Raw genomic sequence first — 23,357 nt, forward strand, 5'->3', positions numbered from 1 at the left:
ATACTTAAAAAAAGGAAATAGTAATGAGAGACCTTTGCAAAATAATGATATATTCCATATTAAAATTGATTTGACTTCAAATTTCTTCCCTCTCGAAAATTTTCTTCGGGCATCGAAATTTTTTGTCAAATCAATTCAAAGGTCTCAAAGATTTATTCTTTGATGATAATTTGCATAGTTTCCTTATTAATTTGTGTTAACACTGGTGTTCCTCTTTTAAGAATTGTGTTTTTTGACTTTTCGTTAAAATGGCGTATCGTATATAGTGTTAACTGCTTGATAAAATCAATTTTGTATTGTGATTTTAACACTTCCAAGAAAGTATTAAAATTAGTAAAATGATCCTCAATACAAACTGAGAAGCTAATAGCAGAATTTTGTATTACATTCACTTTTAACCGGTGCGCAGCTAATTGTTTAAATATATAACTGATATTACTCTCTACCATAAATGAAAAATCCAAAGAAGAAATAGAAACTAAAATTTGATTTTTCTTTACAATAAAACAAGGAGTAACAGGGTAAATAGCAGCGCCTTTACTCACTTTTGTTCCTGCTTTTTTATGATCTATAAACGAACGGACATAAAGTGGAATTTCCAGATTTTCTAACGGTTTTATAGTCTTGGGGTGTATTACGGAAGCCCCGTAGAAAGCCATTTCTATTGCTTCTTCATAAGAAATTTGCTTTAATAATGTAGTTTCGGAAAAAACCCTGGGATCTGCATTTAACACGCCTTCAACATCTTTCCATATCGTTACGCTTTCCGCTTTTAGACAATGAGCAAAAATACCTGCCGTAAAATCAGAACCTTCTCTTCCAAGAGTGGTCGTTATATTCACATCATTACTACCGATAAACCCTTGTACAATAGTCAATGCTCCTTTTTTTATATGCCGGTTGATATTTTTTTTCGTTTGCTTCCAATCTACCCTTGCTGCTCTAAAATTACTATCCGTTTTAATGAGGTTTCTGGCATCCAGCCAATGGTTACCCATCTCTGTTTTAGAGAAGTAAGCACTGACTATTTTGGTAGCAATCAATTCTCCAAAACATACCACCTGGTCATAAATAAAATTATAATTCGTGTTTTTATTTTGAGCAAAGAAAAAGGATAATGTATCTAACAGATTGTTTACTTCATCATATATGGGATCTGATTTTGTAAATAAACCACTCATAATATCGAAGTGAAAATCCGCAATTTTTTCTATTTCATTTTCCGGGCCATCTCCTTTGATATATGTATGTACCACTTTTTCAAAAGCGTTGGTCATTTTTCCCATAGCGGAAATAACAACCCATATATTTTTAGCTTTTTCATATTTTAAAATAGCCGCAATATTTTTAATGCTGTCAGCATCTTTAACCGATGCTCCACCGAATTTAAAAACCTTCATTAGCTTCCTTTAATACATTTTTTCAAATGAGTTTCCTTCATATGCACTACCTGCCATTCTTGCAGAATAGTCGCTCCGGTGCTCTCATAAAAATCAATGGCATGTGTGTTCCAGTTCAAAACCTCCCACGAAACTCTCTTCACTCCTTTATTTAGGGCATATACTAAAACTGCATTATACAATTTTTTACCAATTCCCATTCCTCTTTTGTTTTTAGTAACAATCAAATCTTCCAAATGAATTGTTTTTCCAACCCAGGTAGAATATCTCTCATAGAATAATGCCATCCCAACAATTTTAGAATCAACTTCCGCTACATATGCTTTAAACTTCGGGTATTCCGAAAATCCGTCTCGTATTAAATCTTCTACCGATAGGCTAACCGCATCACTCTCATTTTCAAATACAGCTAATTCTGTAATGAGCGCGTGAACAACTGCCATATCATCTTTTGTCGCAAGCCGAATGATATGATCCATCTTAACATTTTATACCATTTCTCACTTAAATTTACTCACTAAAAATTGCCATTTTTCGCTTATGCTTCAAAATAAAACGAAACCGTAGCGCTGCTATGCTTACCTTTTCTTTCTTGCCTAATCAAAAATGGCTGTTTTTTAATTTGAGTAAATTTAAGTGAGAAATGGTTTTATTTCCAAAAGTACATGAATTTTTTCATTTGAAAATTCACAAAAAACAAATGAAAAAAATTTATGGACTAACGAAGTGGTTACTGAAGTGAAACTAAATTTTGTATTTTTTACCTAAGTACATGACAAAAATTTAGTCAGGTTTATATTGTTTTGATTTACAGGGTTTAACAGCACAGAAGCAATATAATCCAATCCATATTTGAAAATACTTTTAGCCTTTCTATCATGTTTTTTGATCTTTATAGGGCTTACATGATGCAGGTATATTCCTACTTTATAGCACCATACAAAAGCTATCATCACCAGCAACACTAATTTTTTGATGCGTTCAATATCTTGTAGGTGTGTATTTTCGATATCAAACCCACTAGATTTCATAGCTTTGAAACACATCTCTATTTGCCATCGTTCTTTGTACTGCTCTAATGCTTTATCAGGTTCATTGAACGATACAATGATTAAAAAGTCAGGCTTTCCATTTTTGGGATGCAACTTGCATCCTGAAAGGTAGCAAAGCTGTCCATTAACTCGTACAATTTTAGGATAATAGATAAACTCATTGATTTTATATGCATTGAACAAGTGCGATGCTTTGATAGTCTTGTTCTTATGGGGAAGCTCTACCTTAAAATTGTTACGAATACGTATATAGTATTTGATTCCATTTCTGTTCAAGAAGTCCAACCAACGATCCCCTGTAAACTCTCTATCAGCCACAATGGATTTGATAACATCTTTGCCAAAGAGCCTAATAAAACGATTCACTAGTTCTATACGTTCCCCACTGTTGGAGTTACCGCGCTTATCAAGCATAGTAAACAACAACGGAAAAGCCACCCCTTTATAGACCACGCCCAACATAAAGATGTTGATATTGGTCTGTCCAAACTTCCGGTTGGTGCTATCAATACTCAAGATCAATCCTCCTTGCTTAGGAAGTAGATTAAAAATAAGACGTGTAATTAAATCTGCCTCTAATGTATAATAGGCAATAAACCTTTGGATACGTCTCAAAGAAGATTTTGAATCAACAGAGGTCTCAAAAGCACTGGCTAACTTTTCAAATGTAACGGTCTGCACCTTGCAAAGAGCAATAATGAAATGTGATATGAGTTTGATTCTTGCCAAATTGATCTTGCCTTGAAAATGAGAGCTTAAAACTGAATTTAATTCACTACTTTTAGTGATAGCATTGGTTTTCTCCATTAGAAAAATGATTGACGTTATTCTTCTAATATAATGAAAATCAATGCTTTATTCTAATAATTTAATATTTAATTTATTGATATTCAATGAATGAGACCTTTGCAGAATTGATTTGACAAAAAAGTTCGACGCCCGAAGAAAATTTTCAACCGGAATAACCTGTTGGTTTTGAGGATTTAAAATTTTCGAGGAGGAAGAAATTTGAAGTCAAATCAATTCAAATACGGAATATATCACTATTTTGCAAAGGTCTCTGAATTATATTTTTGTCATGTACTAAAATTTTTTAATCAAAATTTAGTTTTTTACAGAAGAAATATAGGTACTAAGGTGCAGATTACATAAATAGTTAGTGAAATCGTTGTAGTAACACAAAAAAGTTGGCATATTTGTAGCATATATGATTCTTTATTAATGAGTTCAATGTTCGATGAATTAAAAAAAATTAAAGATTGAAAAAATCAAGGACTTAAATATTGGGAATTTAAAAAATGTTCTAATGATTCCTTATCAGGTATCTAAACGGGTATTCAAATATTCTTTTGGGATATATGGCAAAAACAAATCAAACATTAGGGGAGTTTATTATCGAAAATCAATCGTCTTTTAAATACACTTCCGGCGAATTATCCCGGCTTATAAATTCGATTCGACTGGCAGCTAAAGTGGTAAATCATGAAGTTAATAAAGCCGGTTTAGTAGATATTATCGGCACTATAGGAGATAAAAATGTACAGGGAGAAGATCAGAAAAAATTAGATGTTTATGCCAATGATACGTTTATACAAACACTGAAGAACAGAAATATTGTCTGCGGAATTGCCAGTGAAGAAGAAGACGATTTTATTGTGATTAACAGTCAAGATGAAAACCATCAAAACAAATACGTGGTTTTGATTGACCCTTTGGACGGTTCTTCTAATATAGATGTAAATGTTTCCGTTGGAACTATCTTCTCCGTATACAGGAGGGTAACAGTAGTGGGGACTCCTGTTCAATTAGAAGATTTTTTACAAAAAGGGAATAAGCAGGTTGCTGCCGGTTATATCGTTTACGGAACCTCTACCATGCTTGTATATACTACCGGCCACGGCGTAAACGGATTTACATTAAACCCTGCTATTGGCAGTTATTACTTATCGCATCCTGATATGAAATTTCCGGAAGATGGTATTATCTATTCTGTAAATGAAGGTAATTATATTCATTTCCCTCAGGGGATAAAAAATTATATCAAGTACTGCCAGGAAGAAGAGAGCGACAGGCCATATAAAAGTCGGTATATTGGTTCTCTGGTATCTGATTTTCACAGGAATATGATTAAAGGAGGGATTTATCTTTATCCTAAAAGTTCTAAAAATTCAAACGGGAAATTACGTTTGTTATATGAATGCAATCCTATGGCATTTTTGGCTGAACAGGCGAACGGAAAAGCCAGTGACGGTTATACTAGGATTTTGGATATAGAACCTACCGAATTGCACCAGCGTGTACCGTTTATTTGCGGAAGTAGAAATATGGTACAAAAGGTTGAAGAGTTTATGAAAAACTCATGATATAATAATACCTCTAATACTATCAGAGAGAGACCTTTTGCCAAATCAATGCTGCAAAAGGTTTCAGAGATTTATATTGAGTCTAATCAGTTGATATTCTAGGAATATAAAAAATTCGTAATTTATATAAATTAAACTACTCTTAATAATTTTTTATACAATTTCTTTTTGAGACCTATATAGTTATGGATAAGTTCCAAATCTATTGCTTCCGTTTTTTGCTCCTGAGCTTCTTTTGTCAAATCTTTAATTTTTTTATCAATTAAAACCCTTCTTAAATTTAAAATGGCATCGGTTACCAGTTTTGACAATATTTCCTCTGCTTCCGTAACAAAAATATTTTTTCGCTCCCAATCGTTTAATACATATTTTTCATTATCCATTAAAATTTCGGTGGCCAATGCTGTTATTTCTTTATTCTCATGATTAATAAAATAGTCTGTTGCTATCGTATCATTTTGATTTAATTGATGAATAATTTCATAATAGACAGCCTTAAAAAGTTCATTGGTAAATTCAATTTCATCTTCCTGCAGGTTTAGGTATAGCTCTTTGGAAACCTGATTGGTGTAATGCTCTTTTTCTATATTGATATTCCCTTCTTCATCTTCTGCTTCTATCCAGTTTATAAAATCAGCTTCGTTATTTCCATAGAGCAATAAGATTCTGATAATTTCTTTTTCCAATATATATAACGAATTGATTTCTTCCGGTTGCTGTGCTGTCGGGGTTTTTACAACCTCAAAAGAAGATGAACTGTCGTAATTCTTGTTCGCATTTTCTTTAGCTGTTTTTGAAATGATTTGTGCTAATTCGCTAAAGAGTACCCTTTCTGAAATTTCCATCATTCCGGCACATGCCCTTATGTATATTTCTCTTTGAATACTGTCGGGAATTTTAGAAATACTCGTTACAATATCCCGTATCAATGCTGCTTTTTTTACAGGATCATGCAGGGCATCTTCCATTAACAGAGATACTTTAAAATTGATAAAGTCCTGTGCGGTATCATCCAAATATGATTTTAGTTCGGTATCCGAATGTGATTTTGCAAAACTATCCGGGTCATCTCCGTTGGGAAAGGTTACTACCTTTACATTCATTCCTTGTTCCAAAATCAAATCTATTCCCCTGACAGATGCTCTTATTCCGGCAGCATCTCCATCAAATAATACCGTAATATTTTTGGTAAGCCTTCTAATTAACCTTATTTGATCGGAAGTGAGTGCCGTTCCCGAAGAGGCCACCACATTCTCAATGCCGGATTGATGAAATGATATTACATCAGTATAACCTTCTACCAGATAGCAGTTGTCTTGTCTGGCGATTTCTTTTTTGGCGTGATAAATTCCGTATAAAATTTTACTCTTATGGTAAATCTCACTTTCCGGTGAATTTAAATATTTAGCTGCTTTTTTATCATGGGTTAAAATCCTTCCTCCAAAACCGAGAACTCTCCCTGTCATACTGTGAATAGGAAACAAAACCCGGCCTTTAAAACGATCGAACTGCTTGTTTTCCTTTACAATCGTGAGCCCTGTTTGCTCCAGGTATTTTATATCATACCCTTTTTTGAGTGCTGCTTTTGTAAATGTGTCCCACTCGTCTAAAGCATATCCCAGTTCAAATTTTGAGATACTGTTTTCTCTAAACCCTCTCTCTTTAAAGTAAGACAGTCCGACTGCTTTCCCTTTTGTAGAGTTCAATAAGATATTGTGAAAGTATTCTTTCGCAAATTTGGAAACCACAAACATACTCTCTTTTTCATTAAGCTGTTCTTTTTGTTCATTGGTTTGCTCCGTTTCTTCCACTTCTATATTGTATTTCTTAGCTAAGTATTTGATAGCTTCCGGATACGAATAGTGTTCGTGCTCCATTAAAAAAGAAACTGCATTTCCACCTTTTCCCGTACTGAAGTCTTTCCAGATTTGTTTTACGGGAGATACCATAAACGAGGGGGTTTTCTCATCGGTAAAAGGACTCAATCCCTTAAAATTACTTCCTGCTTTTTTAAGTTGTACAAATTCACCTATGACTTCTTCCACACGAGTAGTTTCGAAAACACGGTCTATGGTATTTCTATTAATCATACATTAAGATGCAGTTCTTAATTTTTTCAGGGTTGTTTTAGTAAGTTTTGCTACTGCATATTTTTTGGTTACCACAAATGCTCTTTCATCAGAACTTGGTAATTCAAACATGGCATCGGTCAAAATAGCTTCACATAAAGAGCGTAGTCCGCGCGCACCAAGTTTATACGCTATGGCTTTGTCTACAATATATTCCAAAACACTATCATGTATTGTAAAATGGATATGGTCCATTTCAAACAATTTTGTATACTGTTTGATGATGGAATTTTTCGGTTCCGTCAGAATTGCCCTTAATGTTTTTTTATCCAGAGGGTTCATAAAACTCAGTACAGGCAAACGCCCGATAATTTCCGGAATCAACCCAAACGATTTTAAATCGGATGGAATAATATATTGTAATAAGTTATTTTCGTCAAAATGAGTATCATTCAATGAAGCGTTGTATCCGACTGCCTGCATATTTAAACGCCTGCTTATGATGTTATCTATTCCGGAAAATGCTCCTCCGGCAATAAATAAAATATTTTTTGTATTTACTTCAATAAATTTTTGCTCCGGATGCTTTCTTCCTCCCTTTGGAGCAACATTCACAATGGTTCCTTCCAATAATTTCAGAAGTGCTTGTTGTACTCCTTCCCCCGAAACATCTCTGGTAATAGACGGATTATCTCCTTTTCTGGCAATCTTATCAACTTCATCAATAAACACAATACCTCTTTCCGCTTTTTCCAAATTATAATCTGCTGCCTGCAGCAACCTGCTTAAAATACTTTCCACATCTTCACCCACATAGCCCGCCTGTGTTAATACCGTAGCATCTACAATAGTAAAGGGAACATTCAGCATTTTTGCAATGCTTCTGGCTATCAATGTTTTGCCGGTACCCGTATCTCCTACTAAAACAATATTGCTTTTTTCTATTTCTACTTCATTTTTATTGTCTTTAGATTGTAATAATCTTTTGTAGTGATTATATACTGCCACAGACATGGCTCTTTTAGTTTGATCCTGGCCGATTACATATTGATCCAGAAATTTTTTGATCTCTACAGGTTTTTTCAGGGTAAGTTCTTTTGATAAATCTCCTGTTTTTGCTTCGGCAATTTCCTCTTCTATAATGCCATTTGCCTGCTTTATACAGGTGTCACAAATATGCGCATCCAAACCGGCAATTAATAAATCCGTTTCTGCTTTTTTACGTCCGCAAAATGAACATTCCAGATTTTCTTCTTTAGACATTTTATTAACTTTTAAGTAATACTTTTATTTTTCTCAAAAAAAACAGTTGAAAAGCTTGAAAGTTGAAAAGTGTAAAAGCCTACATAAAATTGCGAAGAACTTTTCAAACAGACTTTAAAAGAGTAAGAGCTATTTTAATCAGGAACCTGAAACTTTTTAACTTTATACTGTATAAATAATTTATTTGTTATTCGTCTATCCTCTAACTAAAATTTCATCGATCATCCCATATGCTTTTGCCTCATTGGCCTTCATCCAATAATCCCTGTCAGAATCGTGGTGTACTTTTTCTACGGTTTGTCCGGAGTGTTTGGCTATAATGGCATATAACTCGTCTTTTAGCTTTAAGATTTCTCTTGTCGTAATTTCTATATCTGATGCCTGCCCTTGTGCACCTCCCAGTGGTTGGTGAATCATAATTCTGGCATGTGGTAAAGCAGAACGTTTTCCTTTTTCCCCTGCGCACATGAGTACAGCTCCCATAGAAGCAGCCATTCCCGTACAGATGGTCGCCACGTTCGGCTTTATAAACTGTATGGTGTCATAAATGCCTAAACCCGCATAAACACTGCCTCCCGGAGAATTAATATAAATAGAAATATCTTTTGAGACGTCCGTGCTCTCCAAAAATAACAATTGTGCCTGGATTACATTTGCTATCTGGTCATTGATGTCAGTCCCTAAAAAAATGACCCTGTCCATCATCAACCTGGAAAAAACATCCATCTGGGTAATGTTCAACTGGCGTTCTTCCATGATATATGGTGTTAAGCTACTTGTAATTTTGTGATAGTAGGTGCTACTTATCCCATGATGTTTCGTGGCGTATTTTTCGAACTCTTCTCCGTAATTCATTCTCTTGTATTTTAAGATGTATGTAGCTGCAAAGATACGAATACGGTTTCAAGTTTAAAAACGCCGGATTAAAAGTTTAGTAGCTATCGATTTGAACTTGATATAGTGAATTCATTTTGATCTTTTACCAAAAATGAATTGAAATTTAACTAGATGAGGCATTTTGAGAGCTATAGGAGTGCTAATTGAATGAATATTAGGGGCAAACGAACTGTCGTAAGGGTTTTTGCATTCTCGGTCCGTTGTATCAGAAATTAATAAATATTGAATTTTTGTCTAGAAAAAATAATAACTGCTCTTAGAAAACTCTAAGAGCAGCATCTTATTAAACATAGAATTTTCAAAAAATCTTACCCTTTTTGTAACCAAGACTTTATATTGATTTCTTTGGCTATAATAATTCCTGCCTCGGAAATTGCTACACGTTTTTGTCTCATGGTATCTCTGTAGCGAATGGTAACGGTTTCGTCTTTTAACGTATCGTGGTCTACGGTAATACAAAAAGGTGTTCCTACGGCATCTTGCCTTCTATAGCGTTTTCCTATCGCATCTTTTTCATCGTAAAATATATTAAAATCCCATTTCAAATCTTCTACAATGGTACGGGCTTTTTCAGGCAAGCCATCATTTTTCACCAATGGCAAAACAGTTGCCTTAAATGGCGCTAAAATGGCTGGTAGCTTTAATACGGTCCTGGTCGTATTATTTTCCAAAAGCTCTTCTTCCAGTGCATTTGAAAGGACTGCTAAAAACATTCTGTCCAGTCCTATGGACGTTTCTATCACATACGGGATATAGCTTTTATTTTCTCCGGGATCGAAATAGCGCAACTTCTTTCCGGAATACTTCTCATGAGCTTTTAGGTCAAAATCCGTACGAGAATGAATTCCTTCCAATTCTTTGAATCCGAAGGGGAATTTAAATTCAATATCTGTTGCCGCATCTGCGTAATGTGCTAATTTTTCATGATCGTGAAAACGATATTTGTCTGCTCCCATTCCCAGGGAAAGATGCCATTGCAAGCGAGCTTTCTTCCAATGTTCGTACCACATTTTCTGTGTTCCCGGTTTTACAAAAAACTGCATTTCCATCTGTTCAAACTCTCGCATTCTAAATATAAATTGCCTGGCGACAATTTCATTTCTAAATGCTTTTCCTGTTTGTGCAATTCCGAACGGAATTTTCATACGCCCGCTTTTCTGAACATTCAAAAAATTCACAAAGATTCCCTGAGCGGTTTCCGGCCGTAAGTAGATATCCGTTGCAGCTTCTGCCGAAGCACCTAACCTTGTGCCAAACATTAAATTAAATTGCTTTACTTCTGTCCAGTTTTTAGAACCCGACAATGGGTCTGCAATTTCCAATTCTTCTATCAGTGCTTTTATATCGGCCAGTTCTTCGCGTTCCAGAGATGCTGCCATTCGTGATAGTATCGTATCTATTTTTTCCCGGTATCCCAGTACCCTCCTGTTAGTAGCCAAAAACGTTTCTTTATCAAAAGCATCTCCAAAACGTTTTGCCGCTTTACTGACTTCTTTTTCTATTTTACTTTCAATTTTGGTGCAGTACTCCTCAATCAACACATCAGCCCTGTATCTTTTTTTAGAATCTTTATTGTCTATCAAAGGATCGTTAAAAGCATCTACATGACCGGAGGCTTTCCAGGTAGTAGGATGCATTAAAATTGCAGCATCGATACCTACAATATTTTTATGTAGCTGCACCATGGCTTTCCACCAATACGCCCGGATATTTTTCTTTAGCTCCACTCCATTTTGTGCATAATCATATACTGCATTCAGTCCATCGTAAATTTCACTGGACGGAAATATATAGCCATATTCTTTAGCATGTGCTACTACTTTCTTAAATCGATCTTCTGTATTCGTCATAATGGGGGCAAATATAACGCATTCGTCAAAAGTTGTCAATAAAAATGAGGAAGCACATTTTTTTATTGAATCTTGAATTTTTGAATCTTTCAATCGGTTAAATATTCATAAGGATCAAAAATGTTCGTCCATTAGATGTGTATATCATTTTAATTTTGTACTTTGCCTAAAAATGTTATGTTAAAGAAATCATTTATAAAAGACCTTTTTTCCTTATTTTATCCTGCTCTTTGTCCTTTGTGTGAACAGCCGTTACTTCTTGGTGAAATGGTTATTTGCACAGTTTGCAGACATGATATGCCTGTTATTTATGACAAGAATTTCAAAAAAAACAAAATTGCCACTGTTTTTTACGGTAAAATCCCAATTGTATATGCAACTTCTTTTTTGCTTTTTCAAAAGGAAGGAAAAGTAAAAAAATTAATTCACGAATTAAAGTATAGAGGAAACCAGAGCATTGGTATTTTTTTAGGCAAATGGTTTGGTACGCTCCTCTTGCATTCCGTTATTTTTAAAGATATCGACATCGTCATTCCGGTTCCTTTACATAAAAAAAAGCAGCGAAAAAGAGGGTATAATCAATTGACAACATTTGGAGAAAGTATCAGTAAAATTTTAAACATTCCCTATATGGAAGGGGTTCTTTTACGATCCTCCGTATCCAAATCTCAAACATTTAAAAACAGATTTGAACGATTTTCCGATCTCACTACTAAATTTTACGTATCGGATCATACTATTCTTGAAAACAAACATATTCTCTTAATTGATGACGTAATTACAACAGGAGCAACGCTGGAAGCTTGTTGTTTGGAACTCCAAAAAACACCTGCGATTAAAATTAGTATTATCACTATGGCAGCTACGGAATAATACCAAAAAGAATACTAAAGCGGTCTAAAGATTGTGTAATACCATTTCTCACTTAAATTTTTACTCACTAAAAATTGCCCTTTTTCGCTTATGTTTAAAAATAAAACGAAACCGTATCGCTGCTATGTTTACCTTTTTTTTCTTGCCTAATCAAAAAATGGCTGTTTTTTAATTTGAGTAAATTTAAATCAGAAATGGTATAAGGAAAATTCCAAAGTTCGAGTTAAAAAACACAGGCATAGCTACTAAGTTCACTTCGTTCTTTTTTCAAAATTATCAACATTTTAATAAGTTATCAGCCTCCCTCAGACCCCTCTTTTCAACATCACTATAAACATTTAGAAGTTAGTAGATAATTTCATAACTTGTATGTCAATAAAAATAGAGGATATTATGAATATTTTCAAAGGTCAAAACCTTCTAGAGTTTGCTGAACGCTTTAAAACAGACTTAGATTGCAAGGAATATTTAACTCAAATCAAGTGGCAAGATGGCTACTGTTGTCGTAAATGTGGCAATACCGGTTATCAAGTTCGTAAGAATTTTTCAAGAACATGTAATAAATGTAGTGACACTGAAATTCCAACAGCCAATACTATTTTTCACAGAGTGAGATTTGGTGTTCGTACAGCTTTTTTTATCTGCTTTGAAATGGCAACGACAACCAAGAGTTTATCAGCTACTCAAATGGGAGTTCGTTACGGTATTAGACAGAAGACAATGCGTTTGTTTATGTTAAAAGTCAGAGAAGCTATAGTTTCAAGTGAAAATCATCCCGTATTCTATGATAAAAACAAGTAAAAGTTGAGATATTATTTTTACTAATTTATGCAGCAAATTTAAAAGTATCTACATAGGGTGTTTGTCGTTTGACAACGGCAAACACTCTTGCTATTAATTTGTTTCTAATAATGTTAACGGTACTCATTTTACTTTTGCCTTGTTTTATTCTTTTATGATAGTATAATTTCATTTCTGGGTTATGTTGTATAGCAGAAATAGCGCACATATTAATAATTGCTTTCAATTTTTTATTAGCCAAATGAGAGACTTTTGTACGTCCTTTAATACTAGTTCCAGATTGGTAAGGAAAAGGAGCAACACCACAATAAGAGGCAAACTTTCTCCAGTTTTCAAATTTTGAAAAATTGTCAGTAAACACAATCATCATTATAGCAGTTTGCATTCCTATACCTTTAACACTAGTAACAAGTTTATAGGTTTCTTTTAACATTATATTTTGGTCAATAATAGCTTGCATTTGAGTATTAATCTTGTGTATTTGTTTGGTTAGTTCTGCAATCATTTTTTGTTGAACGTCAAAGATTATTTTATACTCTTTTGCTTTATAAATTCTTTTTTGTTCTTTCAAAGTAACTTTAAAACCAGCTCTTTGTTTGTTAAGTTTTGTCCTTAAAGATAAGAGACTTTTTAGTTGTAATATACTTCTTTTAGGTAGCTTACTGGGTTTAAGTTCTTCTTTTAATCGATACCCATATAGAGCAATGCGTTTGGCATCAATTTGGTCATCCTTTCCACGAGCAATACCAATAGATCTTTTAATTTCTAAACCAGAAGCTATGAAAAAAGATAATTTTTGTTCAGTTAAAGACACAGATAATAAATGAGAGTACATTCCTGTATGTTCAAATACAAACATGGTTTCTTCTTTAGAGAAAGACGAATTTTTAAAACTCCACTTTAGCATTAATTTAAATCCAGATTTACTGTTCTCAAACTGTTGAACAATTTGTTTAGAATAGATACAAACATCAATTAATAATTTACTGACATCGATTCCGATAATTTCATTTGTTTTCATAATTTTGTAATTAGATATTAATAATAGTTACTTAAACTAAGACCTTTAATAAGGGCAGAAACTGAAATTCTATATGGTTCTAAGTAACTTTTAAAAAGAACGGAGACTAATACGGGGGATGGCTCTAAAAAGCTAGCTGGCCGCTAAAGTTCACTCCGTTCTTTTGTGTTTTTGGTTATCAACAAAATAAGAGTTATTAACAAAGAAAAAAAGAAGCAAAAAAAGAAATTTCATCATAACTATTATGTTTTTATTTTAAGTAATTATTTCTATTTGCTAATCTAAAGGTAGGTGGTAATGTTCAAGTTGATGAATTTGTTCTTGGTGGTTATGAGCAAAACAAAGTTGGGCGTAGTTATGATGCTAAGAAAAAGAAGGCTATTACTGCTGTCAAGTTTACTGATCAGGGTAAAGTCAAACGTATGTATGCCTTAAATATCAAGGACTTCTCTGCTCGTTCACTTCAATATATTTTTATTAAACATATTGATAGAGGCGCTAAAGTGACTACAGATAAATGGAAAGGCTACAGACCTATATCCAAGGTTTACAACATCACTCAAATTGATAGTGGCAGAGGATTAAACTTTGAGGCACTTCACACCATGATTCATCAAATAAAATCATGGATTAGAACAACCTATTCACGGGTAAGTGAGTTTAACCTAAATCGATATTTTAATGAGTTTTGTTTTAGGACTAATCGTTCTCAAAACAAAAACACAATATTCAATAGCTTAATAACCAAAATGGTCAATAGGAATAAAATTTATCAACGTGAAATTATATGTAGCTAACTAATGACCTCTAAAGAATTTAATACTTTTATAGGGCAAGTTCCTAAACTTTTAGGAAATGCAATAGAAATTAATTAAACGCCCTTCAATGAAAAAAATAAGAACCTTATCCATAGATGGAGGCGGGGTACGTGGTATTTTGCCTGGCATTGTTCTAGAACGACTAGAGAAAAAACTTCAAAAATTAGAATCTGAAATTTTAACGGCCAGTGTAGAGATGGATGATGGCTCTGTAGAAAATCTACAAAAGTTAAAAGAAGATGGACTAGCCTACATTTCCAAAACTAATATTAATGAGGAATTGGACACTATTGCCAACAAACTTGTAAAATATGAATAAGATTTTGGTTTGTTGTAGAGTATCAATTTTTTGCTAAAACTTTAAATCTAAAAATTATGAAGATAAAAACCCTTGAGATTCTTATATTCTCTATAATCTTAACTTCTTGCGTTTCTATACCTGAAGAAACTGTTATTCTTTCTCAAACTGTTGGAAAAGATATAAAAGAATTGCACAATTCTCATAGAAATATGGTACAGTTATATTATAAAAAAATCAAAGACAATATAAATGTGTTTATCGATGAAGTGTATTCTCCATATATTATCAACAATGTGCTAAACGCAGAACTTCAGAGTTACAAAATTGAAGAACCCTCATTGTATAAAGCCATAGAGGATGGAGGGAAATTAACTACTCCGGAAGCAACTCAGGAGGCAGTGGCTTATATGCAGGACGTTTTAGATATCGTTGCATCTCAGATTGCTGAAAAAAGAGAAGATTTGCTTTTTCCTGTGGAAAAACAAGAAAGAGAACTTTTAAACAAAATTAATCAATCTTATGAAAACGTTTTACTTGCCAATGCATCCATTACCAATTATTTAAAATCAATCCGAAAATTGAAAGAAACCCAGCAAGAAGTACTTTCTAAGGTTGGATTATCAGGTGCCGACACAGCGGTTATCAATACCTTGATGAATTTGTCTGAAAAAGTAAATAATGCCGTTAAAACAGGAAAAAGAATAGATGTTGAAAGTAGCAAAGCATTGGAAGAGATAGAAAAAGTAACTAAGCAAATAAAACAATTAACCACTAGAAATTAAAATCATGCCAGAAACAAGAGAGCAAAGACGTCAAAGGCTTAAAGAATTAGCAAAAAAAGCTGATGAGTCATTCAATGGAAAGTACAAAAAAGAACTCGACCAACTTATGAAGCTTTCTAAAGACCAAATAGAGGCCGTAATACCCGACACAGAAGATACGAGAACTTATTCTATTTTACTCAAAGTGATTGAAGAAGCATCAAGAAAAAATTTAACGCAAGCAGAACTAGTTGAAGATATCAAAGAATTAGGGGATACTGCAATTAAGATTGCAAAGAAAATACCCACATTAGCATCTTTGTTTTAGTCATACATAAGAAAATATTGAATCAAAATAATTACTCAAGTGTACTGGAAGCTGTCTTTTTAAAGAGAGGCCTTTGTCACTTTTTGGAGGAAATACTCTAATTTTTTAGCCTGTATAACAACGGTAAATATAGCACAACTGCATCTTCTTACAAGGTGAGACCTTTGCAAAATAGGGATATATTCCGTATTGAAATTGATTTGGCTTCAAATTTTTTCCTTCTCGAAAATTTTAAATCCTCGTAACCAACAGGTTACTCCGATTTAAAATTTCTTTCGGGCGTCGAACTTTTTTGCCAAATCAATTTTGCAAAGGTCTCAAGGTACAAAACCCCATAAAAAAACAGACTTTTTACAATTTTAATGCAAAGGTATCTGTTTTTTAAAAGAACTCATTTAAACTTTTTCAATTTGCTAAAAAATTACTGTTTCCCGCTCTGTTTTTGTCTTTTTTTCCTTCCGTAGCACTATGCAACTCAAAAAATCCTTCAACAGAGCTAAAAACTTCTAATTTTCGCTTAAACCCAAAAAGTTTAAATGAGTTCTTTTACTAAATTTCAGATTTATTTATACCTCACGTAAATTTACGAAAACTTAGATAATGCTTATTCATTTGTACTTTCTTATCTTATTTTTCTTTAATTTTAAGGTTTCGCTTTTTAACTTATGAGTTAATTTATTTCAATTTGATAAATGCAGAAATCCGCATTTTAGATTACGGTTTTCCGCAATTTTTTAAACCTCATAATATTTAATTTAGTTAGTTAAATCTAATGGTAAATTCTATTCTACAATAATCAGCCTATAAAAATATGAGCAATACTGATGCTACACCTAGCTGGTCAGGATATATTTTTCAAGGAGAAGTGGCTTTATGTAAAGCTTTAGAGGAAATGAATCAATTAGATTCTATAAATGACACATATTGCCTAAAATTAGAACAAGAAGAAGATTTTTCCTTAACAACTAATGAACTTCACGTTTTTCAAGTAAAAGCCTATACTGCTCATAACTATTCAAAATATAAAAAGGCTTGGAATGATATGATGAATCGATTTCAAGATAATCGTGAAAATAACTACTTGTACTTGCAATTAGACGGTGTGGAGTTGGATAAATTTAATGGAGTTCAAAATATCGAACAAGTAAGTACTAATATAATTTCAGGAGAATATACACTTTCAAATATCAATAGTAAGATTAATCTTGCTATCAAAAATTTTATTAACAACCCAGATATTACAGATGATGATATAGAGATAAAAAGGATTTACTGTTGTCAGATCATTTCAGATTATGTAAAGCAAAGACATAAAAACAAAGAGGTTAGAGAAATTCCTTTTGCAGAAATAATTCGTTGGATTGAAAAAGCTCCATTAGCCTTCAATGAAAAAATTGCTTGGTTTGAAATAGAAAAAGTTTTCATAAAGAGTTTTTATGAGGAACTAAATGTATTTGATGATCTTACAAATGAACAGCAAAGAAATCAGTATGAAAAGCTACAAAGTTTACTGTATGAAATTGAGCAAATGACAACAAAGGAAATAATTGATTTAATAAATATTTATTTGATACCTCATAAGATTCTCAAGCCTCCTTTAAGAACCTCCATAATTACTTTTTTGGATAATAATGCAATAAAAAATATAATTGGTAGAGCTATTAGAAGAATTAATTCAAACCCTGAAGATTATAAGAAGCTACAATATTTGAATAAGAGAGCTAATTTAAATGAAACTTATCAACTAACTTTAGATAATAGTGAGTTCGACGGTTCAGATGAATTTGAATTAAATAAACTGCAAAAACATTGTGAAATATTATACAAAACAACAAACTCTGTTGATGTAGATTATTTTGTAACACAGCATTTGGATATTTCAAAAGTAGAAATGAAAGAGAGAATCAACAATATAATAGATGTTAATGAAGATAGCCAATTGAATATTTCGGATGTTGAAAACAATAATTTATTTGGTTTAAAATCAATTAATAAATCCATAAATGAATTGAACCAATGAGAGGGTTAGTCTTGAAAATAATAAATGATTCAAATATTCAATTAAGAAAAATTGATTACAAGGATTTGGAAATTTACTTTTCAACTTTTGAAGAAGAAAAAATGGACTTTTATCTATTCCTTTTTATAGAATATGATGACTTGATACAGATCTCCGAAAATGTCGATAATATAGAGTATGCTTTAAATAGAATTGCAATAGAAGTTCAAAATGAACATCTACAAGAGTTCAAGGAAAAATATATTGATAAAAATTTATCATTTATAACTATACTTAAGCATAATGACAATAGTCAATTATTTAAATTAAAAAAAGTAGAAGAGAATTACTTTGTTACTAAAAAATATCTGTTAATATATAGTGATTCCGACTTATCTGTCCTTCAGACAAACTACTAGATAATACGGCACAAGATGAGTTATAGAATATCAAATTTGATTATTAAGAATTTCAAATGTATAGATGATTTTGCCTTTAACTTTGAAAATAAAGAATTAATCGTTTTCGATGGTCCAAATGGCTATGGAAAAACTACCATATTTGATGCTATTGAAATTATTTTAACTGGTAAACCGAGAAGAATAAATGAAAACAATAACATTTTGGCTAACTACAGCTATAAAGAAAGTCCAATTCATAAAAATAATTCTTTACCTATCCATTTGGAAGTTTCACTAAAGAACGACAATGAAGATATCTTAAAAATTCAGCGAATTTTTCAACCTGCACCAAGTCAAAAATCGATTAGAAATAATCCTCAAAAAATATATGAAAATTCTCAACTAAGCATTTTCTTAAATGATGTAGAGATGGAGAATGGCATTAAAGAAGAAAATGTATTGAATTTCCATAATATTAAAAATTTGTTCAATGTTTTAAATTATGTAGAACAAGACGAAAACACTTTATTTCTTAAAAAGAATCCAAAGGATAAATATAAAAGCCTAACAAGTTTACTGGGTATTGAAAATGAATTAAAACAACTTAATAATCTTGAATCTTTTTTAAAAACTACTAAAAACAAGTTTGAACAATTAGAAGATCAAAAAAAAAGAATGGAAGAAGAAATTAAGAACTTATCGTCAGATAATAACAGTTTAGAGTACAAAAAGCTTTTAATTGATGTAGAAAAAACATGGGACAAAGAAAAAATAGAAATATCCAATATTGACTTAAAGAATAGCTTTTTAAAAGAACTAGAAAAAGTAGAATTCTTGTTTAACAATAGGGCTTTACTAAATGATATTCGTTATATCATCTATCAAAAACCACTAACATTAGTTCTTCCTGGAAAGGGGCAATTACCAGATAGTTGTGGTTTTGAAGGTTCAGAAACTATTAAAATGTGGAGTGTTAGAAAAGGCACAATGGCTTCAAAAATTGATTTAACTTCTGGAAAGGTAGAAGAATTATTACCTAGTGGGCTTAGAGGTTTAATAGGCGCTGGGATTAAAATAAAAAACGTGACTTATGAAAATGGAGAACTAAAAGGGCGCATTGAAGTTTGGGTTAAAGTTGGTGTTAAAATTAGTCATGGTGAAAACTTTAGTATTAATACAGGGTTAGGTTCATGGGTAACAATAACAGGTTTTGATTTAGGCATTGCCGATGTTAAAGTTCAAGTGAAACTTGATAATATTAATAAAGTTTGTGCCCGTATAAAAGCGTGTGCAGATTTTCCATGGCCTATAGAGCAATGTGCAAAAGCAACCCATTGTGTAAATTTTTGATTATAAAAAAACCCGAGACAATTGTCTCGGGTTTTCTATTCATAGCAAAAATTCCCACTACTTGTTACCCAACATCAAAATTTCGTTGACAACAACTTCCGTTACATAGCGGTTTTCTCCTTCTTTGGTTTCATAGCTTCGGGTAGTGAGTTTCCCTTCTATGGCAACTTCCTTTCCTTTGGTTACATACTTTTCGATGATCTCAGCGGTTTTACCCCAGGCAATTAGGGAATGCCAGTCAGTTTTGGTTTGTTTATGCCCGTTAGCATCTTTGTAATTTTCATTAGTAGCTAATGAGAATTTAGCTAATTTTCTACCACTTTCCAAGGTGATAATTTCCGGATCTTTTCCTAAGTTTCCAACTAACTGAACTTTGTTTCTTAACGTATTCATAAGATAAGTTTTAAAATGATTATTAATTCTGTTGATGTATTTCAACGGTACAAATATGAAGCAATATCCCAACCGGATTCGGTTATAAAATACTTACTTTCGGTTGTAAATAATTGTAGTCGTTTGTAAACGGATAATAAATGTGTTTTTTAACTGACCCGCTGTAATTAATTATACCGCTATTATCCAGAGTTGTTTTTTCCTAAATTTTACGAATTCATTTTCCTGGATAACAAGGCATTAAAATAGCCTATGCTACCATTATAGAATGGTAATCTAAAATATGTGGACTGCTAACTCCATTGCGTGAAGTCCTTAAAAACAGAGTATTATCACAAAGAGATCTTTGCAAAATTGATTTGGCAAAAAAATTCGACACCCGAAGAAAATTTTAAACCGGAATAACCTATTGGTTTTGAGGATTTAAAATTTTCGAGAAGGAAGAAATTTGAAACCAAATCAATTTCAATACGGAATATATCACTATTTTGCAAAGGTCTCATACTGTTTTAACTTTGATCTTACTCAATAAAGTTATATCTTGTTGTCATGGCAAAGCAAATAGATATAGACATAGTATAGAGTTTGAGTACACTAAAAAAACTCTTACCCAAGCAAACAAGTATTACCAAAAGAAGCCGTATCAAAATGTTGCTTTTGATACATCAGAAAAAAGTGATTTACAGCAAAGATATGGTTCCAAAGCTTAAGCACTGTCGTAAAACTATTTATACCTGGATAAAGGTATATAGAGATGGAGGCTTAGAGTTATTATTGTCCAGTAATAAAGGGGGTAACAATACTCCTTTAATAGAACAGGGTACAAAAGAAGCATTGGCAGAGAAACTTTCAGACCCACTGGCACAGATTACTAGTTATACAGAACTGCTTGACTGGGTACAGGAGCATTACCAATCCAATATTAACTATGCCACACTCTATAAGCACTGTCGTGTACACCACCATAGTGTTTTGAAAGTAGCAAGGAAATCACATCACAAAAAAGATGAGCAGGCTGTGGAAGCCTTTAAAAAAACTACCCCATCGACTTAGTGAGATTAGAGACAGTCTAAATAAAGATAAGTACGATAGTTTCAATCTTTACTTTCAAGACGAATCTCGTTTTGGATTGATGACCAAACAGAAAAGAGTATTAGTCTCCAAAGGAATTAAACCTATAGGGCAATATCAACACAGTTATCAATGGTTATGGCTATGGGGATGTTTCTCTCCCATTACAGGAGATAGTTTCTATTGGGAAACCCCGTTAGTATCTAATGACATTTTTGAAAACTTTCTTGAAGATTTTAGTAAACAAAACCCTAGAGAACTCAAAATCGTTATTATGGACAATGCTGGATTCCATGCTTGTCAAAACATTACAATCCCAGACAACATAAAACTCATAAGAATACCGCCATACGCACCTGAGTTAAACCCTGCTGAAAAAATATGGCAATGGATGAAAAGTAAAGTGGCAATGAAACTATTCAAAGATGTTGAAACCTTACAGGAGAAAATTACACAGATGGTCAAACAATTAACACCAAAACTTATCAAATCAATAACAAGTTATGAGTTATACACTCAAACTTTTTTGAGTAATTTTAAAGTCTAATAGGTATCACAAAGATATTTTCAAGTGGAAATAGAAAAGTCAAGATGAGTTCAATTCAAGTGTTCCGGTGAGCACAGCATACGCGCCAAATGCTGGTGGATATGCACTTTGTATTGCAATAGAACCTCCACGGGTAATACGCCAATAAATTTTTTCTGGTCAATCATCAAAAGTAATCGCTAATCTTGGCCGAGTAGTTCATCGGGGCATTTTTGACTTAATTCGATGACCATATTGGTCCCCAAAAAAGTATCTCTGTCTGATGATAATTATAGTTCTTGTAATCTTCCCTAAAAACCGAACTGTTTAAAATTAGAAAGATTAATTTTAACTTTCAATAGACAAACAAAGCGAAAGAGTAAATTTTCACCTTCACATCTTGCAAAGATTTTGAAAGAGTTTGATCAAGGGAAAACAGTTGTAGAGATTAGCAGGGAACATGGGTTTATTTCAGCAACTTTTTACAAGTGGCGTTCTAAATATGCCGGGATGAGTTCCGGAGAGTTACGTTGCGTCAAAGAGCTTGAGGGTGAGAACCGGATGCTCAACCAGATGTATGCTTCTCTAGCCTTAGATCATCAAATGGCAAAAGAGGTTATTGCAAAAAAGCTTTAAAGCCTTGCCGTAAGAGAACGATAAGTAAAACACTTGCACATTATGGTATTAGCAGGGCGTGCCGAGTCTTAAATATGAGCAAGAGTGTTTATTATTATAAACCGTTACCCAAAGCCGATACTGAGATAGAGCTCGCTTTACAAGAAAAAGCAGTTCAACATTGAGAAGAAGGTTTTTGGAAGGCTTATAGTCGTTTACGTAATCAAGGCAAACCATGGAATCATAAACGATTGTATAGGGTTTACAAAGCATTAGGACTTCCTCTACGTGGTAAAGTAAAAAAACGATTACCATCTAGAGTGAAAGAACCATTAGAGGTTCCGGAAAATCTTAATGATACATGGAGTATGGATTTTGTTACCGATACCCTTGAGAACAAAAGACGTTTTAGAGCCTTTACTATTATCGATGACTGTAATAGAGAGGCATTACATATAGAAGTAGATTTTTCTTTACCAAGTAATCGTGTGTTTTGGGTACTTAACGATCTTGTTAATAGAAGAGGAAAGCCCAATAAGATACGTATGGATAATGGCCCGGAGTTCATTGCTAATATCACCGCTGTATGGAGCCAAATGCATGACATAGAGTTTACCTATATTCACCCTGTCAAACCAACTCAAAATGCATTTGTAGAGAGATTTAATGGAACTTATAGGCGAGGAGTTATTGATAAATATATTTTTGAGAACATTAACCAAGTAAGAGAACAAACCCAAGATTGGATGTATGATTATAATCATCATCGACCCCATGACGGGCTTGGTAGATTATCGCCAATAAAATACGCAGAAATTAATTCTCTTGGGGCTAGCTCCAAGAGAATTAAAACAATAAATTTATCAAATATTAGAAATTTAAACAGTTCTAATTAGGGGAAGCTTACATTCTGATGTTTTACCCTCAATATCCGAATCAAAAAAAGTAATATCAAAGGTTCCTATGTTCGTACCAAACGTTATGGTAATCGTTGTTAGAATTACGTAAGAAACTTTATCTGCAGTGGTTCTTTCCGATTCTACATGTATAGTAAATACTCTCTATCTGTAGTATTTGTTATACTACTTGCATAAAACCGTTAATAGTTTGTGTGGTCTATCCTCCGATTTCAACCCCAAAATCCAGATGTCTGAAAAGAAACATAATCTATCTGTTCTAATTCTATACTCTATCTTCACAAGCAT

At 32.9% G+C, this 23,357-nt stretch carries 20 protein-coding genes and 2 pseudogenes; 13 read left to right on the top strand and 9 right to left on the bottom strand.

Annotated elements, in window-relative coordinates; genetic code table 11:
• Positions 1–152: 152 nt before the first annotated feature.
• The 3 genes from GKR88_18700 to GKR88_18710 all read right to left on the bottom strand — a co-directional run bounded on the left by GKR88_18700 (position 153) and on the right by GKR88_18710 (position 3,259).
• Positions 153–1,400: an aspartate kinase gene (locus tag GKR88_18700; GenBank protein QMU66100.1), complete on the bottom strand. Its 1,248-nt coding sequence runs from the start codon at positions 1,398–1,400 to the stop codon at positions 153–155.
• On the bottom strand, positions 1,400–1,879 hold the full coding sequence (locus GKR88_18705; GenBank protein QMU66101.1) for a GNAT family N-acetyltransferase: 480 nt from the start codon (positions 1,877–1,879) through the stop codon (positions 1,400–1,402). The genes GKR88_18700 and GKR88_18705 overlap by 1 nt, the downstream gene beginning before the upstream one ends.
• A 285-nt stretch (positions 1,880–2,164) precedes the next feature.
• Entirely contained in the window at positions 2,165–3,259 is a 1,095-nt protein-coding gene (locus tag GKR88_18710) for an IS4 family transposase (protein QMU66102.1), read from the bottom strand.
• Positions 3,260–3,810: 551 nt separating this feature from the next.
• Between GKR88_18710 and GKR88_18715 the strand changes: the two genes are divergently transcribed.
• Positions 3,811–4,815, top strand: coding sequence for a class 1 fructose-bisphosphatase (locus GKR88_18715; protein ID QMU66103.1), 1,005 nt, complete (start codon positions 3,811–3,813; stop codon positions 4,813–4,815).
• 131 nt (positions 4,816–4,946) lie between these two features.
• Here GKR88_18715 and dnaG read toward each other — a convergent pair whose 3' ends face one another.
• From dnaG to GKR88_18735, 4 genes are all read right to left on the bottom strand, one after another.
• Positions 4,947–6,905 (bottom strand): DNA primase, encoded by a 1,959-nt coding sequence (gene dnaG / locus GKR88_18720; protein ID QMU66104.1) that lies wholly within the window; start codon positions 6,903–6,905, stop codon positions 4,947–4,949.
• 3 nt (positions 6,906–6,908) lie between these two features.
• Positions 6,909–8,147, bottom strand: coding sequence for an ATP-dependent Clp protease ATP-binding subunit ClpX (gene clpX / locus GKR88_18725; GenBank protein ID QMU66105.1), 1,239 nt, complete (start codon positions 8,145–8,147; stop codon positions 6,909–6,911).
• A gap of 195 nt (positions 8,148–8,342) precedes the next feature.
• Positions 8,343–9,002: an ATP-dependent Clp endopeptidase proteolytic subunit ClpP gene (gene clpP, locus GKR88_18730; protein ID QMU66106.1), complete on the bottom strand. Its 660-nt coding sequence runs from the start codon at positions 9,000–9,002 to the stop codon at positions 8,343–8,345.
• 350 nt (positions 9,003–9,352) lie between these two features.
• A complete protein-coding gene (locus tag GKR88_18735; protein ID QMU66107.1) occupies positions 9,353–10,894 on the bottom strand; it encodes a glycine--tRNA ligase in 1,542 nt (513 codons plus the stop codon).
• Positions 10,895–11,071: 177 nt separating this feature from the next.
• Between GKR88_18735 and GKR88_18740 the strand changes: the two genes are divergently transcribed.
• Both GKR88_18740 and GKR88_18745 read left to right on the top strand, forming a co-directional pair.
• Positions 11,072–11,767 carry a ComF family protein gene (locus tag GKR88_18740; GenBank protein ID QMU66108.1) on the top strand — a complete coding sequence of 232 codons (696 nt, stop codon included), beginning with the start codon at positions 11,072–11,074 and terminating at the stop codon, positions 11,765–11,767.
• A gap of 369 nt (positions 11,768–12,136) precedes the next feature.
• Complete coding sequence (locus GKR88_18745) at positions 12,137–12,568, top strand: hypothetical protein (protein QMU66109.1); 432 nt, start codon at positions 12,137–12,139, stop codon at positions 12,566–12,568.
• A gap of 25 nt (positions 12,569–12,593) precedes the next feature.
• On the opposite strand, the gene GKR88_18750 is transcribed toward GKR88_18745, so the two are convergent.
• Positions 12,594–13,589 (bottom strand): transposase, encoded by a 996-nt coding sequence (locus tag GKR88_18750; protein QMU66110.1) that lies wholly within the window; start codon positions 13,587–13,589, stop codon positions 12,594–12,596.
• Between the two features lie 287 nt (positions 13,590–13,876).
• Here GKR88_18750 and GKR88_18755 point away from each other — a divergent pair.
• The 7 genes and pseudogenes from GKR88_18755 to GKR88_18785 all read left to right on the top strand — a co-directional run bounded on the left by GKR88_18755 (position 13,877) and on the right by GKR88_18785 (position 19,547).
• Positions 13,877–14,386, top strand: a pseudogene (locus GKR88_18755) (IS1595 family transposase).
• Positions 14,387–14,474: 88 nt separating this feature from the next.
• A complete protein-coding gene (locus tag GKR88_18760) occupies positions 14,475–14,726 on the top strand; it encodes a hypothetical protein (protein QMU66111.1) in 252 nt (83 codons plus the stop codon).
• Positions 14,727–14,782: 56 nt separating this feature from the next.
• Positions 14,783–15,490 (top strand): hypothetical protein, encoded by a 708-nt coding sequence (locus GKR88_18765; protein QMU66112.1) that lies wholly within the window; start codon positions 14,783–14,785, stop codon positions 15,488–15,490.
• 4 nt (positions 15,491–15,494) lie between these two features.
• Positions 15,495–15,797, top strand: coding sequence for a hypothetical protein (locus tag GKR88_18770; protein QMU66113.1), 303 nt, complete (start codon positions 15,495–15,497; stop codon positions 15,795–15,797).
• Between the two features lie 811 nt (positions 15,798–16,608).
• Complete coding sequence (locus GKR88_18775; protein QMU66114.1) at positions 16,609–17,817, top strand: hypothetical protein; 1,209 nt, start codon at positions 16,609–16,611, stop codon at positions 17,815–17,817.
• Complete coding sequence (locus tag GKR88_18780) at positions 17,814–18,215, top strand: hypothetical protein (protein QMU66115.1); 402 nt, start codon at positions 17,814–17,816, stop codon at positions 18,213–18,215. Before GKR88_18775 ends, GKR88_18780 begins: the two co-directional genes overlap by 4 nt.
• A gap of 15 nt (positions 18,216–18,230) precedes the next feature.
• Entirely contained in the window at positions 18,231–19,547 is a 1,317-nt protein-coding gene (locus tag GKR88_18785; protein QMU66116.1) for an AAA family ATPase, read from the top strand.
• Positions 19,548–19,604: 57 nt separating this feature from the next.
• Here GKR88_18785 and ssb read toward each other — a convergent pair whose 3' ends face one another.
• The gene (ssb, locus tag GKR88_18790) at positions 19,605–19,940 is read right to left on the bottom strand and encodes a single-stranded DNA-binding protein (protein ID QMU66117.1); all 336 of its coding nucleotides are present in this window, start codon (positions 19,938–19,940) and stop codon (positions 19,605–19,607) included.
• A 585-nt stretch (positions 19,941–20,525) separates the two neighbouring features.
• On the opposite strand from ssb, the gene GKR88_18795 reads away from it, so the two are divergent.
• The 3 genes and pseudogenes from GKR88_18795 (at position 20,526) to GKR88_18805 (ending at position 23,048) form a co-directional block, all read left to right on the top strand.
• Positions 20,526–20,993 carry a helix-turn-helix domain-containing protein gene (locus GKR88_18795; GenBank protein QMU66118.1) on the top strand — a complete coding sequence of 156 codons (468 nt, stop codon included), beginning with the start codon at positions 20,526–20,528 and terminating at the stop codon, positions 20,991–20,993.
• Positions 20,947–21,558: an IS630 family transposase gene (locus GKR88_18800; GenBank protein QMU66119.1), complete on the top strand. Its 612-nt coding sequence runs from the start codon at positions 20,947–20,949 to the stop codon at positions 21,556–21,558. The genes GKR88_18795 and GKR88_18800 overlap by 47 nt, the downstream gene beginning before the upstream one ends.
• 324 nt (positions 21,559–21,882) lie before the next feature.
• Positions 21,883–23,048 (top strand): annotated as a pseudogene (locus tag GKR88_18805) (IS3 family transposase).
• The last annotated feature ends 309 nt before the right edge of the window (positions 23,049–23,357 follow it).

It is taken from the genome of Flavobacteriaceae bacterium (assembly GCA_014075215.1).
Taxonomy (GTDB): Bacteria; Bacteroidota; Bacteroidia; order Flavobacteriales; family Flavobacteriaceae; genus Polaribacter.

Coding starts and splice junctions, on each gene's coding strand:
- GKR88_18715 (QMU66103.1), top strand. CDS start 3,811: ATGGCAAAAACAAATCAAACATTAGGGGAGTTTATTATCGAAAATCAA.
- GKR88_18750 (QMU66110.1), bottom strand. CDS start 13,589: ATGAAAACAAATGAAATTATCGGAATCGATGTCAGTAAATTATTAATT.
- GKR88_18785 (QMU66116.1), top strand. CDS start 18,231: ATGAGTTATAGAATATCAAATTTGATTATTAAGAATTTCAAATGTATA.
- GKR88_18770 (QMU66113.1), top strand. CDS start 15,495: ATGCCAGAAACAAGAGAGCAAAGACGTCAAAGGCTTAAAGAATTAGCA.
- GKR88_18800 (QMU66119.1), top strand. CDS start 20,947: ATGAGCAGGCTGTGGAAGCCTTTAAAAAAACTACCCCATCGACTTAGT.
- clpP (QMU66106.1), bottom strand. CDS start 9,002: ATGAATTACGGAGAAGAGTTCGAAAAATACGCCACGAAACATCATGGG.
- GKR88_18780 (QMU66115.1), top strand. CDS start 17,814: ATGAGAGGGTTAGTCTTGAAAATAATAAATGATTCAAATATTCAATTA.
- GKR88_18710 (QMU66102.1), bottom strand. CDS start 3,259: ATGGAGAAAACCAATGCTATCACTAAAAGTAGTGAATTAAATTCAGTT.
- GKR88_18735 (QMU66107.1), bottom strand. CDS start 10,894: ATGACGAATACAGAAGATCGATTTAAGAAAGTAGTAGCACATGCTAAA.
- clpX (QMU66105.1), bottom strand. CDS start 8,147: ATGTCTAAAGAAGAAAATCTGGAATGTTCATTTTGCGGACGTAAAAAA.
- GKR88_18745 (QMU66109.1), top strand. CDS start 12,137: ATGTCAATAAAAATAGAGGATATTATGAATATTTTCAAAGGTCAAAAC.
- GKR88_18700 (QMU66100.1), bottom strand. CDS start 1,400: ATGAAGGTTTTTAAATTCGGTGGAGCATCGGTTAAAGATGCTGACAGC.
- GKR88_18705 (QMU66101.1), bottom strand. CDS start 1,879: ATGGATCATATCATTCGGCTTGCGACAAAAGATGATATGGCAGTTGTT.
- ssb (QMU66117.1), bottom strand. CDS start 19,940: ATGAATACGTTAAGAAACAAAGTTCAGTTAGTTGGAAACTTAGGAAAA.
- GKR88_18760 (QMU66111.1), top strand. CDS start 14,475: ATGAAAAAAATAAGAACCTTATCCATAGATGGAGGCGGGGTACGTGGT.
- GKR88_18775 (QMU66114.1), top strand. CDS start 16,609: ATGAGCAATACTGATGCTACACCTAGCTGGTCAGGATATATTTTTCAA.
- dnaG (QMU66104.1), bottom strand. CDS start 6,905: ATGATTAATAGAAATACCATAGACCGTGTTTTCGAAACTACTCGTGTG.
- GKR88_18765 (QMU66112.1), top strand. CDS start 14,783: ATGAAGATAAAAACCCTTGAGATTCTTATATTCTCTATAATCTTAACT.
- GKR88_18740 (QMU66108.1), top strand. CDS start 11,072: ATGTTAAAGAAATCATTTATAAAAGACCTTTTTTCCTTATTTTATCCT.